Raw genomic sequence first — 13,173 nt, 5'->3', positions numbered from 1 at the left:
GGCGGCCGCGGGGCGGGCGGCGCGAGCGGCACTACGTCCGCTGGGTCCTCTCCGCCCCCTCGGTCCCTTCCTCCGCGCCGACCCGCTCCAGCAACGCCACGGGCAGCCGCTCGAAGAGCTCCTCCACGCGCGCGTGCCCGGTGAACTCCCGCTCCGGAGCCAGCACATCGGCCCACCGCCCCGGCGGCAGCGGCAGCAGCGTGTCGCGCCAGCCGCCCGCCCGGGCCAGCCGCAGCGACAGCCGGGTCACGGCGGTGACGACCTCGCCGGAGCGCTCGAACGCCGCACAGTGGGCGGCCGCCGGTCCCTCGGCGGTCAGGGGCGCGTACGACGCCGAGTTGCCGAACGCGTCGGGGCGCCGCCTGCGCAGCCGCAGCGCGGCCGCGGTGACCGTGCCCTTGTCGCCCGGAGCCTCGTGCGGGAACCGCACCGCCCGACGGTTGTCCGGGTCCACCAGCGCCCGGTACTCGCCCTCGGTGCCCTGGTAGACGTCCGGGACGCCCGGCATCGTCAGCTGGGCCAGGGCCATGCCCAGCAGGTTCGCCCGGATGTGCGGCTCCAGGCTGCTCCGGACGGCGGCCACGCGCTCGCCCGGCGCCCCGCAGGGCCCCGCCGCGACGAACGCCGCCACCGCCTCCTCGTACGGCGGCTCCTGCTCCGTCCAGCTGGTGAACAGCCCGGCCTCGCGCACATGCTTCAGCAGGGCCCCCTGAACGCGCTCCACGTCCGGCTCGCCCAGCCCGAACACCGTCTGCCAGGCGGCCCACGCCAGTTGCGCGTCCGGTACGCCCTCGCCGTCGCGCGTCACCTCCGTCAGGACGTCCGCCCAGCGCTCCGGGCACTCGGTGAGCACGGCCAGCGCGGCCCGTACGTCGGCACTGCGCTTGGTGTCGTGCGTCGACATGACCGTCCCGGTCACGGGCCAGTCGCGCTGCACGCGCGCGCAGTACGCGTGGAACTCGTCCGGCGAGACCGCGGGGCTCCCCGGGTTGCCGCCCACCTCGGTCGCCGACAGCAGCGGCACATAGCGGTAGAACGCCGTGTCCTCCACGGACTTGGCCCGCAGCGCCGACGCCGTCTGCGCGAACCGCGTCCGGAACTCCACGTGCTCCGGCCCGTCACCGGCCCGCCCGAGCACCAGCTCGCGCACGGCGTCGACCGCAGCGGCCTCCTCGGGCACGACGAAGGCGAGCCGGGCCTCCTCGGCGGCCTCCTCGGTGACCACGCGGGCCGCGTCACCGGAGGCGTACGGCCGGTAGACCTCCAGCCGGACGAGGAGTTCCTGCAGCGCGGTGCGCAGCGCCCAGGGCGCGCGATCGCGCAGCGCGAGCTCCGGGGAGGTCACGCACACGCGGTTCGCCACCCGCGTCAGCCGGTCGATCTCCGCGGCCAGCTCATGCGTGAGCACCTTGTACGCCGCCCGCCGCACCGTCGCCTCCCAGTCGCCGCCCCGGTCCGTCTGCGGGGCCGCGAACCGCCGGTACTGGCCCAGGAGTTCCCCGAAGCCCGCCGGGTCGGTGAAGAGGCCGTCCACGTGCCGCAGCGCGTCGTAGCCGGTGGTGCCCGCGACGGGCCAGGAGGCCGGCAGGTGCTCCCCGTCCGACAGGATCTTCTCCACGACCGTCCAGCGCCCGCCGGTCGCCTCGTGGAGGCGCTGGAGGTATGCGTCGGGGTCCGCGAGGCCGTCGGGATGGTCGATGCGCAGCCCGTCGACCACGCCCTCGTGCAGGAGCTGGAGGATCTTGGCGTGCGTGGCCTCGAACACCTCCGGATCCTCGACCCGCACCCCGATCAGCTCCGAGATGCTGAAGAACCGCCGGTAGTTGAGCTCCGTACGCGCCAGCCGCCACCACACCGGCCGGTACCACTGCGCGTCCAGGAGCTGCGGCAGCGGCAGGTCCGCGGTGCCCTCGCGCAGCGGGAACACATGGTCGTAGTAGCGCAGGACGTCGCCGTCCACCTCCAGGTTGCCGAGCTCCTCGCCCAGCGGGTGCCCCAGCACCGGCAGCAGCACCTGGCCGCCCTGCGCCTCCCAGTCGATGTCGAACCAGCGCGCGTACGGCGACTTGGGGCCCTCGCGCAGGACTTCCCACAGGGCACGGTTGTGGCGCGGGGCCATGGCCATGTGGTTCGGCACGATGTCCACCACCAGGCCCAGGCCGTGCTCGCGCGCGGTGCGCGCCAGCGCGCGCAGCCCCTCCTCGCCGCCCAGTTCCTCGCGCACGCGCGCGGGGTCCACGACGTCGTAGCCGTGCCCCGAACCCGGCACCGCCTCCAGGACGGGGGACAGGTGCAGATGCGAGACACCGAGCGAGGCCAGGTACGGCACGGCGGCAGCCGCGGCCGCGAACGGGAACGCGGGCTGCAGCTGCAGCCGGTAGGTGGCGGTCGGCACCGTCGGGTCAGGTCGCTCAGACGTCATGGAAAGCTACGTACCCGCCTCGCCGCGCTTCGTGTCATCGTCCCCGCCACGTGGGGCCGCGCGCGAGACGACGAAACGGTCGCGTCCCGACGCGGGGGAGGACACGACGAGCCGGTGCCGTCCTGACGTCTCCGGCAGGACGAGCCGGTGCCGTTCCGACGTCCCCGGCAGGACGAAACAGTGCCGTCCCGACGTCCCCGACAGGACGAATCGGTGCCGTTCCGACGTCCCCGGCAGGACGAGCCGGTGCCGTCCCGACGTGGACGACAGGACGAAACAGTTGCGTCCCGACGCGACCGGGCAGGCACCCGCCGACACCCGCCCCTAGACCGGCCGCTGCAACACCGTCAGGCTCCGGTCCACCAAGGTCAACCGGTCCCCGGCCTGCACCTTCGCGCCCGTCCCGGGCGGCACCCCGTCCGCGCGGGCCGTGTCGACGACCACCTGCCACTGGCGGCCGTGGTTGATCGGCACGACGAATTCAAGGGTCTTGGGGGAGGCGTTGAACATCAGCAGGAAGGAGTCGTCCGCGATGCGCTCCCCGCGCGAACCCGGCTCCGAGATCGCGTTGCCGTTGAGGAACACGGTCAGCGCCGACGCCTGCGTCCGGTCCCAGTCCCGCTGGGTCATCTCCGTGCCCTGCGGAGTGAACCACGCGATGTCGGACAGATCGTCGTGGGTACCCTCCACGGGCCGCCCGTGGAAGAAGCGGCGCCTGCGGAAGACCGGATGGTCCCGCCGCAGCCACACCATCGCGCGCGTGAAGGCGAGCAGCTCACGGGACAGACCGGCCGCGGCCCCGTCGTCCGAGCCGTCCGCCCCGTCCTCCGGCCACGCGACCCACGCCAGCTCGCTGTCCTGGCAGTACGCGTTGTTGTTGCCGCGCTGCGTGCGCGCGAACTCGTCGCCGTGGCTGATCATCGGCACGCCCTGGGACAGCATGAGCGTGGCGATGAAGTTGCGCATCTGACGGGCACGCAGCTCCAGGACGGCCGGGTCGTCGGTCTCGCCCTCCGCCCCGCAGTTCCAGGACCGGTTGTGGCTCTCGCCGTCCCGGTTGTCCTCGCCGTTGGCGTGGTTGTGCTTGTCGTTGTACGCGACGAGATCGTGCAGGGTGAACCCGTCGTGGCAGGTCACGAAGTTGATGGAGGCCAGCGGGCGCCGCCCGTCGTCCTGGTACAGATCGGACGAGCCCGTCAGCCGGGACGCGAACTCCGCCAGCGTGCGCGGTTCGCCGCGCCACAGGTCCCGTACGGTGTCGCGGTACTTGCCGTTCCACTCGGTCCACAGCGGCGGGAAGTTGCCCACCTGGTAGCCGCCCTCGCCCACGTCCCACGGCTCGGCGATCAGCTTCACCTGGGAGACCACCGGGTCCTGCTGGACCAGGTCGAAGAACGACGACAGCCGGTCCACCTCGTGGAACTGCCGCGCCAGGGTGGCCGCGAGGTCGAAGCGGAAGCCGTCGACGTGCATCTCGGTCACCCAGTAGCGCAACGAGTCCATGATCAGCTGCAGGACGTGCGGGGACCGCATGAGCAGGGAGTTTCCGGTGCCCGTGGTGTCCATGTAGTACCGCGGGTCGTCCGTCAGGCGGTAGTACTGCGCGTTGTCCAGGCCCCGGAAGGACAGCGTGGGGCCCAGGTGGTTGCCCTCGGCGGTGTGGTTGTAGACCACGTCGAGGATGACCTCGATGCCGGCCTCGTGCAGCGCCCGCACCGCCGACTTGAACTCCAGGACCTGCTGGCCGCGGTCGCCCCAGGAGGCGTACGCGTTGTGCGGGGCGAAGAAGCCGATCGTGTTGTAGCCCCAGTAGTTGTTCAGGCCCATGTCGACCAGCCGGTGGTCGTTCACGAACTGGTGGACCGGCATCAGCTCCAGTGCCGTCACGCCCAGCTCGGTGAGGTGCTCGATGACCGCTGGGTGCGCGAGGGCGGCGTAGGTGCCGCGCAGCTCCTCCGGCAGCCCCGGATGGCGCATCGTGAGGCCCTTCACATGGGCCTCGTAGATCACCGTGTGGTGGTACTCGGTGCGCGGGCGCCGGTCGTCGCCCCAGTCGAAGTACGGGTTCACGACCACCGACGACATCGTGTGCGGCGCCGAGTCCAGGTCGTTGCGCTGCTCGGGCCGGTCGAAGTGGTAGCCGTACACCTCCTCGCCCCAGCGGATCGCGCCGCTGATCGCCTTGGCGTACGGGTCGAGCAACAGCTTCGCGGAGTTGCAGCGCCGGCCGTGTTCGGGGGCGTACGGGCCGTGCGCCCGGAAGCCGTACCGCTGCCCCGGCATGACGCCCGGCACGTACGCGTGCCGCACGAACGCGTCGCTCTCCCGCAGTTCCACCGCCGTCTCCGAGCCGTCGTCGTGCAGCAGACACAGCTCTACTCGGTCCGCGGCCTCCGTGAAGACCGCGAAGTTCGTGCCGGCGCCGTCGTAGGTGGCACCGAGTGGATATGCCTCTCCAGGCCAGACCTGCATGGACACGACTCTTTCAGCTCGGGCCCGCCGTCGGGGGCGCCTTGCCGTCGAGTCTCCCCGAAAGTGAGGGAACCACCTATGACTTACGTCCCTCTTACCGGTCGACCAGTGCAGATGCGGGTACGGCCATCAAGGGCGTTACCAGTGGGGCAGAGACGTACTCCCGGGGATGTAGGGGGGAGTAGGGGGAAGATGTGCGCAAGATAGTGCACCGCCATCTGGGCAAGGTGGTGGCAGGTGCGGCCATCGCGGTGGCCGGAACGGCCGTGATGGTCGGGATCACCCTGCCGGGGACGGCGGGGGCCGACACGACGGCAGGGGCCGACGGCAGCGGCCGGTCCGCGCAGCAGGCGGCCCAGGGGCAGGACGGCGCCGCGGCCGTGCAGCCCGGCGTCGTCGAAGAGGCGCCCGTCGAGGGCGACCGCGGCAAGGGTAACGACCCGCTGACCGACGACGAGATCACGCGCGTCGAGAAGCTCGCGGTGAACCGGCAGCTGTTCGACGGGAGCGAGAACGTCAGGGGCGCGCGCGGCCTGCAGCGGATCGAGACTCAGCTCGCCGAGCCCGAGGCCGACGAGGTCGACGACGTGAACGCGCCCCGGCGCGCCGAGGTGACCTTCTACGACTACCGGGACGACACCCTCGTCACCCGGACCGTCAACCTCGACACGGGCAAGGTCGAGCACACCGCCACCCAGCGCGGTGTCCAGCCGCCGCTGAGCCGCTCCGAGGAGACCGAGGCCGCCAAGCTGCTGATCGCCGACCCGCTGGGCGCGGGTCTGAAGGCGGACTACAAGGACGCCACCGGCAAGGAGCTCACCTCCCCGGACCAGCTGCAGCTCAACAGCATGGTGTACAAGGCCAACCCGGGCGGGTCGGCATCGGTCGCCAAGTGCGGCGAGCACCGCTGTACCCGACTGTTCCCGAAGATCAAGAACGGGTCGTGGGTCGACCTCCGGGACTTCGTGATCGACCTGAGCGCCCGCAAGGTGATCCGGCTCGGCTGAGCCGACTCCGTTCACTTTTCCAACCCTGCACCTCCTGTAAGGGAGTCACCTCTTCATGCGCGTCAACAGAATCAGCCGTGCCCGCAGGCGGGCGGCCTTCGGCCTGTCCCTGGCCGCGCTGGCCGCCGGCGCGACGACCGGAGCGGGACCGGCCGTCGCCCAGCCGAAGGCGGCCGCCGCCCCGACCCCCAACTGCAGCGCGGCGTACCGCATCGAGCAGAAACTCTCCACCGGGACCACCTGGCGGATGTGCTGGCGCTTCAACGGCACGGCCGGGGTCATGCTGGAGGACATCTCCTACCAGCCGCCCGGCGAGGCCAAGCCGATCAAGGTCCTCAACAGCGCCAAGCTCGCCCAGATCCATGTGCCCTACGACGACGGCGACTCCGAGTTCAACGACGTCACGGAGTACAACTTCGGCAACGGCCTGCTGAACATGAAGCCGGCGGAATGCCCGGGCGGCACCATCAAGACCGTCAAGGTCCGCGAGCCCGCCTACTCCGCCTCGCAGGACGTCAAGGGCCTGTGCGCCACGACCCGTTCGCGCGGCCACGCGTACCACATGCAGACCGATCCGCTGAACGGCGGTATCGGCAAGACCTACCAGGCCCAGGGCAAGGACCTGCTGCTCTACACCATCAACAAGGTGAGCTGGTACGAGTACATCACCGAGTGGCGCTTCTCGGACGACGGCACGGTCAGCATGAACGTCGGCGCGACCGGCAGCCTCGCGCCCGAGGACTACGACGCCGGTGACGGCCGCGGCTGGCCCATCGGCAAGGGCGCCAAGGACTACGCCGACAGCCACAGCCACAACGTCTTCTGGCGGCTCGACTTCGGCCTCGACGGCTCCTCCAAGACCCGGGTCGAGCAGTACGACTCGAAGGTGAGCCCGGCGGCGGGCGACCGCGGGCCGACCAACAAGACGACCGTCACGAAGGTCACCAAGGAACTCGCCGGCGACGCCAAGAACATGCGCTGGTGGCGGGTGGTCAGCGGGACGGGCAAGAACAAGGACGGGCACGCGCGCAGTTACGAGCTCGTGCCGGGTGCCACCACCAAGTTTCCGGGCCGTCCCTTCACCGCGCACGACGTGTACTTCACCGAGTACAACAAGTGCGAGCAGTACGCGAGCGGCAACCTGGGCGCCTGCGGTGCCGGACACCCCAAGGACGTCGACAAGTGGGTCAACGGGCAGTCCCTCACTCACCCCGTGGTCTGGATGAACGTGGGCTTCCACCACATCGTGCGGGACGAGGACCAGCAGCCGATGCCGGTCCACTGGCAGGGCTTCTCCATCGCCCCGCGGGACGTCACCGCTATGAATCCGCTCACTCCGGCGGACCTCAAGGGCATCAATGGCCATGTCGGCCGCGATAGTTGAGAATCCCTCTTGTCCATCCGGCTGCACCGCCGACCGCTCCCGGAGTACCCTTCCTTGATCGTTGGGACGGGGAGTGCTCGGGGGAGCGGAAGGCGGTGCGCGGGTGGGCTCGGGAGGGCTGGAGTTGCCCCCTGGTGACGAGGGTCACGAGGGGAACTCCACAGACGTCCCACCCGGCACGGTGTCCCTGGCCAGGCCGATGGAGACCAGCTCCATCGGCCCGGAGCTGGACTGGGACACCGACGCCTGGCGCGAGGTGCGTACGCGCGCCCAGCGGGCAGGCCGGGCCTACATCTGGCTGAACCTCGTCGAACAGCGGTTGCGCGCCGTCGTGGCCGCTGTTCTGCGTCCCATCTACGAACCCGTCCACGGCGACGACTGGGTCGTGGCGGCGGCCGGGCCGGCCGGCCAGGAGTGGGTGCAGCGCGCGGTCGCCGTCCGCGAGGTCAGCCGCCGCAAGGGCTATCTGCTCGATCCGGCCGACGACAACGTCCTCAGCTTCCTCACGCTGCCGCAGCTGCGCGAGCTGATGGTCCAGCACTGGCCGTGCTTCGAGCCGTACGTCGACGACCGCCGGGACGTCGAACTCGCCCTGGACGAGCTCGAGGTGACCCGGAACGTCGTCTCGCGCAACCGGGCCCTGTCCGAGGCGGTCCTGAACCAGGCCGAGCGGGCCTCGGCGCGTCTGCTCGAGATCCTCGGCACGGGCGGTGACGTCCCGTCCGCGCGCCGGCTGCCCATCGACGCGGTCGAGGACCTGATCGGTGACCGGTACGCCGACGTGGTCGCCGTGCACCCCGACCGGGTGCGGCTGCTGCGCCAGTTCCCGGCCGAGGACATCTTCGGCGGCGCGCGCCGGCTCGACGCCATCGGCATCGGCCTCAACCTGCTCGTGCAGAACTTCTCCGGGCGGCGCCTGGTGCGGCTCGCGGAGTCCGGCTGCCGGGTGCGGCTGCTGTTCCTGAACCCGGCCTCCAGCGCGGTCAAGCGGCGCGAGCGCGAACTGGGCATCAAGCGCGGCGAGCTGAGCCGCGCGGTCGAGATGAACATCCTGCACATGCGCCGGGTACGGTCCAGGCTGCGCGACCCCGGCGCCTTCGAGATCCAGGTCTTCGACGAGACGCCCCGCTTCACGGCCTACCTCGTGGACGGCGACGGCTCCGACGGCATCGCGGTCGTGCAGACCTATCTGCGGCGGACCCGAGGGCTGGAGGCGCCGGTCCTGGTGCTGCGCAACGGCAGCAGGGTGGTCAAGTCGGACGAGATCGACGAGGGCGGGCTCTTCCCGACGTATCGCGAGGAGTTCGAGCTCATGTGGGCGGATTCGCGTCCGGTGTCCTGAACTGTCCCGCGGTGCCCACCTCCCACCGCACAAACGGAATGCGGTCCCTTGATTGTCAGTGGCCCATGGGAAGGTGGAGACCACTGGGGGAAAGCACCACCAAGAAGGGGGACCGCCCATGGGCTGGCACCGGGAGCTGCTGATCGGCTTCGACCTGGAGACGACGGGAACCGATCCGCGCGAGGCGCGCATCGTCACGGGCGCCGTGATCGAGGTCAGGGACGGGCAGCCCATAGGGCACAAGGAGTGGCTGGCGGATCCGGGCGTCGAGATCCCGGCGGACGCGGTCGCGGTCCACGGGATCAGCAACGAACGCGCGGCCGCCGAGGGCAGCCCGGCCGACCAGGTGGCCGACGCCATCGCGGACGTCCTCGTGACGTACTGGAAGACGGGCGTGCCGGTCGTCGCCTACAACGCGGCCTTCGACCTGAGCCTGCTCTCCGCCGAGCTGCGGCGGTACGGACTGCCGTCCCTGCGCGACCGCCTGGGCGGCCAGGACCCGGCCCCGGTCATCGACCCGTACACCATCGACCGCTGGGCCGACCGCTACCGCCGGGGCAAGCGCAACCTCGAAGCGGTCTGCCGGGAGTACGGCATCTCCCTCGACTCCGCGCACGACGCGTCGGCCGACGCCCTTGCCGCGGCCCGGCTCGCCGGTGCGATAGCCGTCCGCCACCCCAAGATCGCGGCTCTCGGCCCGGCGGAGCTCCACCGCCGCCAGATCGAGTGGTACGCCGAATGGGCGGCGGACTTCCAGAACTTCCTGCGCCGCAAGGGCGACGCGACCGCGGTGGTCGACGGGACGTGGCCGCTGAGGGAGCCGACGGGGGAGAAGGTCGCCGGGGAAGCGGTCTGAGGGCCGGCGGGCAGTCGGGCCCGGTTCGGGTCGAGTCCGGCACGCCGGTGTGCCCGTGTGCCGGTGCGCGGGCCGGTGGCCGCAGCGCCCCGAGCCTTCCCCGCGCCCTCCCTCACCCCTCCCCGGGTCCCGCGATGCGCTCGACCCGAGGCTTGGCCAACCGCTCGTAGTCGGCGCCCGAGATGAGGAGCGAGCGGTCGAGCCGGGCGGCGTTGAAGTACAACTTCGGCCGGTCCAGGACGTCCGGGTCGGCGACCAGTTCCAGGTCGGGATCGAAGCTGAACGGCAGCACCGTGCCGGGGACGGCGCGGGCCAGCCGCTCGGCGGTCTCCGGGTCGCTGAAGCCGACGTAGCGCGCGGCGAACAGTGTCCGGACGGCGTCCAGGTCCACCCGTCGGTCCCCGGGGACGACCGCGAGGACGTGACGTGTCGTGCGCCGGTCCACCTTCACCCGCAGCACGATGCACTTCGCGGCCTCCGAGGCCGGGTGCCCGCGCAGGGCGCAGACGGCCTCGGTGCTGCCTTCGGGCTCGTGGTCGATGAGGCGGTAGTCGACGGAGGAGGAGTCGAGCAGGGAGATCAGGTGGTCGTAGGTGTCGTGTGTGCTGTCGGGCATGCGGATTCCTTGTCGAGGGCGTGGGTCGAGGGGAGTCGGCGTTCCGGTGCGCTCCGGTGGGCCCGTTCCACCGACTGACCCCAGTACGTGCCGGCGAGCATCAGGGCAGCGCCGAGGCCGGTGAGCGGGGTGAGGTGCTCGCCGCCGAGGGCGACGCCCACCGCGACGGCCCAGATCGGCTCGGTGCCCAGCAGCAGGCTGGCCCGGCTGGCCGAGGTGCGCTGCACGGCCCAGGTCTGGGCGAGGAAGGCGAACACGCTGCAGAACAGGGCGAGATAGACGAGCTGGGCCCAGGTCGCCGGGTCCGCGTGGACCAGCGTCGGCAGGTCGAGGACGGCGGCGGGCAGGAACAGGGCCGTGCCGACGAGGGTCTGCACGGTCGTCAGCTGCAGCGGGCGGATCGCCCGTCCCGCGGTACAGCGGCCGACCAGCACGACATGCCCGGCGCGGATCAGCGCGGCGACGAGCATCAGCAGGTCGCCGAGGCGCGGGGCGTGGAAGCCGTTGCCGGACATGAGCAGTCCCACGGCCAGCACGCACACGCCGGTCGCGGCGAAGAAGGGGGCGGGCAGCGTGCCGCGGCGGCCGCCGCGGTCGAGGAGCGGGGTGAGGACGATGGTCAGGCTGATGATGAGTCCGGCGTTGGCGGCGCTGGTGTGGGCGACGCCGTACGTCTCCACGACCAGGACCGCGGCCTGGGTCACCCCCAGGGGCACCCCCGCCCGCAGCTCGTCCCGCGTCCAGCGGCGAGACCCGCGCCGCCGGACGGCGACGACACCGAGACAGGCGACGGCGGACAGGGCGTAGCGGGCGAACAGCACGAGCAGGACGGGGAGTGCGGCGGTGGCCGTCTGGGCGGACAGATAGCTGGAACCCCAGACGAGCGCGACCAGGAGGAGTACCGCATCGGTACGGCGGACTTCGGACACGCCCTTACGGTGCACCGGAGGCGACCCTGAAGCCCAGTACCACTTTCTAAAACGATCATTTAGCAGCACTACATCGTCCCTAGACTGGGGCCATGGACGAACGGCAGCTGCGGATCCTGCGGGAGCTCGGCGAACTGGGCAGTGTCACCGCGGTCGCCGAGGCGCTGCTGGTGACACCGTCGGCGATCTCCCAGCAGCTACGGCTGCTGCAGCGCGCGATCCCGGTGCCGCTCACCGAGCGTCAGGGGCGCCGCCTGGTGCTCACCGACGCCGGGCAGGCGCTGGCGGGCGCGGCCGTCGAGGTGGAGACGGCGCTCGCTCGGGCGAGGCACGCGGTGGAGGAGTTCGTAGAGCGACCGGAGGGGGAGGTGTCGGTGGCGGCCTTCCACAGCGCGGCCACCGCGTTCTTCCCGCTCCTCCTGCGAGCACTGGCCGGCCCGGGCAGGCCGGTGCCGAGGCTGGCCGACGAGGACGTACCCCAGGAGGACTTCCCGCGGCTCACCCGGGAGTACGACATCGTCCTCGCCCACCGCCTGGACCACGCCCCGCCGTGGCCGAACACGGTGGCCACGACGACGCTCCTGCGCGAACCACTGGACGTGGCCATGCCCGCCGACCACCCCCTGGCCGCCAAGCGCCGCGTCACCCCACGCGACGTGGCCGACGAGCCGTGGATCACCGTGCACGACGGCTTTCCGGTCCTGGCGGTCATCGAGGCCGTCGCCGCAGCGGCGGGCCGCCGCCTCCATCTGGCCCACCGCATCAACGAGTTCGCGGTGGTGGCGGAGGTCGTGGCGGCCGGCGGCGGGATCGCGCTGATGCCGCGCTGGACGATGCGCCCGCATCCGGCGCTCGTACTGAGACCGCTCAGCGGGGTGCAGGCGCGACGCCACATCGACGCCCTCTACCGCCCGGAGCGCACGGCAAGAGCAGCCGTCCGCGAGGTCCTGACCGAGCTGCGCCACGCCGCGCGGACCATCCAGTAGAGCGATATCGCCGGAGAGGAGAAGCGCCCCAAAGGGGCGCGGGGCCGGGGATATGCGGCTCCGCCGCGGGGGCGCGACCAGCCACATCGGTCCCGCAGTCGCCAGGCAACGGCGAGCCTTCCGGGCAGCAAGGCGTCAGAACGGATACCACCGCACCGTCTCATCGCCCTCGCGCAGCGAACCCACCCGCCGCCCGAACTCCACCAACGCCTTCGGATTGCCCGGCGCGTGCTGCGCCACCCACGCACAACTCGCGGTCTCCCGGGCCCCGCGCAGCACCGAACACCCCTCCCACTCCCGCACGTCCCAGCCGTAGGCCGAGACGAACGACTCGTAAGCCGCCGCGGGCAACCCGTACCGATCGCGCGAGAGCGCCATCACCACCAGGTCGTGCTCCCGCAGATCGAAGGAGAAGGTCTCCAGATCCACCAGTACCGGCCCGTCCGCCCCCACATGCACATTGCGCGGCAGCGCATCCCCGTGAATCGGCCCCGGCGTCACATGCGGGGTCAGCCCCGCCGCAGCCGCCGCGAACCCGTCCCGTCGCTCACGCAGATACGCCGCGTCCGCCGGATCGATCGCCTCGCCGGCCAACCGCAACCACCGCTCCACGCCGCCCAGCAACTCCCGCGGAGGCAGCTCGAAGGAGGGCGCGGGCAGGGCGTGCACGACCCGTAGCAGTTCGGCCAAATCCTGTGGCTCGGCGGGCCGTACCGGATCGGGCAGCCGGTGCCACACGGTCACCGGGTGCCCCTCCACGAGCAGCGCCTTGGGCTCGGCCGCCCGCACCGCCGGTACGCCCGCCTCGGCCAGCCATCCCGCGATGTCCAGTTCGCGTCGGGCCCGGTCGAGGAGTTCCGCGTCGCGGCCCACCTTGACGACCAGGTCACCGGCGGCGAACACCGCGTTCTCGCCGAGGGCGAGCAGTCGCGCGTCCCGCGCCGGAGCGGGCAGCACGCCCGCCGCGGCCAGTACGTCCCGCGCCCGTGCCTCGTCCATCGTCCGCCTCCGTGTGGTCGTACGCCTCCGTGAACGGCGTCGGATTCCCGCCATCGGCGCTCAGTCTCGCATTCCCACAGGTCGGACCGCGTGCGCGCGGTCTTGACGGGGCATAGCGCCTTCACGACCATGACCGGGCCCACCCGAGCCGCGCAAAGGG

The 13,173-nt window shown here is 71.6% G+C and carries 10 protein-coding genes; 5 read left to right on the top strand and 5 right to left on the bottom strand.

The annotated features are described in order from the left end of the window. Window positions 1-31 precede the first annotated feature (31 nt). Together treY and glgX are read right to left on the bottom strand one after the other, a co-directional pair. Complete coding sequence (treY, locus tag ABD932_RS12885; RefSeq protein WP_345011923.1) at window positions 32-2,422, bottom strand: malto-oligosyltrehalose synthase; 2,391 nt, start codon at window positions 2,420-2,422, stop codon at window positions 32-34. A gap of 324 nt (window positions 2,423-2,746) precedes the next feature. Then, the gene (glgX, locus tag ABD932_RS12880) at window positions 2,747-4,894 is read right to left on the bottom strand and encodes a glycogen debranching protein GlgX (protein WP_345011921.1); all 2,148 of its coding nucleotides are present in this window, start codon (window positions 4,892-4,894) and stop codon (window positions 2,747-2,749) included. Between the two features lie 194 nt (window positions 4,895-5,088). Between glgX and ABD932_RS12875 the strand changes: the two genes are divergently transcribed. The 4 genes from ABD932_RS12875 (at window position 5,089) to ABD932_RS12860 (ending at window position 9,483) form a co-directional block, all read left to right on the top strand. Beyond that, the gene (locus tag ABD932_RS12875; protein WP_345011919.1) at window positions 5,089-5,901 is read left to right on the top strand and encodes a Tat pathway signal sequence domain protein; all 813 of its coding nucleotides are present in this window, start codon (window positions 5,089-5,091) and stop codon (window positions 5,899-5,901) included. A 55-nt stretch (window positions 5,902-5,956) separates the two neighbouring features. After that, the gene (locus ABD932_RS12870) at window positions 5,957-7,285 is read left to right on the top strand and encodes a copper amine oxidase (RefSeq protein WP_345011917.1); all 1,329 of its coding nucleotides are present in this window, start codon (window positions 5,957-5,959) and stop codon (window positions 7,283-7,285) included. Window positions 7,286-7,388: 103 nt separating this feature from the next. Continuing rightward, on the top strand, window positions 7,389-8,627 hold the full coding sequence (locus ABD932_RS12865) for an SAV2148 family HEPN domain-containing protein (protein WP_345012006.1): 1,239 nt from the start codon (window positions 7,389-7,391) through the stop codon (window positions 8,625-8,627). Window positions 8,628-8,745: 118 nt separating this feature from the next. Beyond that, a complete protein-coding gene (locus ABD932_RS12860; protein WP_345011915.1) occupies window positions 8,746-9,483 on the top strand; it encodes a 3'-5' exonuclease in 738 nt (245 codons plus the stop codon). A gap of 112 nt (window positions 9,484-9,595) precedes the next feature. Here the strand turns inward: ABD932_RS12860 and ABD932_RS12855 are convergent, their stop codons facing one another. Both ABD932_RS12855 and ABD932_RS12850 read right to left on the bottom strand, forming a co-directional pair. After that, window positions 9,596-10,099, bottom strand: a complete 504-nt coding sequence (locus ABD932_RS12855; protein WP_345011913.1) for a YbaK/EbsC family protein — start codon at window positions 10,097-10,099, stop codon at window positions 9,596-9,598. Next, the gene (locus tag ABD932_RS12850) at window positions 10,063-11,028 is read right to left on the bottom strand and encodes a DMT family transporter (RefSeq protein WP_345011911.1); all 966 of its coding nucleotides are present in this window, start codon (window positions 11,026-11,028) and stop codon (window positions 10,063-10,065) included. The genes ABD932_RS12855 and ABD932_RS12850 overlap by 37 nt, the downstream gene beginning before the upstream one ends. Window positions 11,029-11,120: 92 nt before the next feature. Between ABD932_RS12850 and ABD932_RS12845 the strand changes: the two genes are divergently transcribed. Continuing rightward, on the top strand, window positions 11,121-12,014 hold the full coding sequence (locus ABD932_RS12845) for a LysR family transcriptional regulator (RefSeq protein ID WP_345011910.1): 894 nt from the start codon (window positions 11,121-11,123) through the stop codon (window positions 12,012-12,014). A gap of 135 nt (window positions 12,015-12,149) precedes the next feature. On the opposite strand, the gene ABD932_RS12840 is transcribed toward ABD932_RS12845, so the two are convergent. After that, window positions 12,150-13,013, bottom strand: a complete 864-nt coding sequence (locus tag ABD932_RS12840; protein ID WP_345011909.1) for a phosphotransferase enzyme family protein — start codon at window positions 13,011-13,013, stop codon at window positions 12,150-12,152. Window positions 13,014-13,173 lie beyond the last annotated feature (160 nt).

It is taken from the genome of Streptomyces shaanxiensis, assembly GCF_039537145.1.
GTDB classification, from domain to species: Bacteria; Actinomycetota; Actinomycetes; order Streptomycetales; family Streptomycetaceae; genus Streptomyces; species Streptomyces shaanxiensis.
The sequence above is the reverse complement of the archived record's forward strand: the minus strand, read 5'-3'. Positions and strand labels throughout refer to the sequence as shown.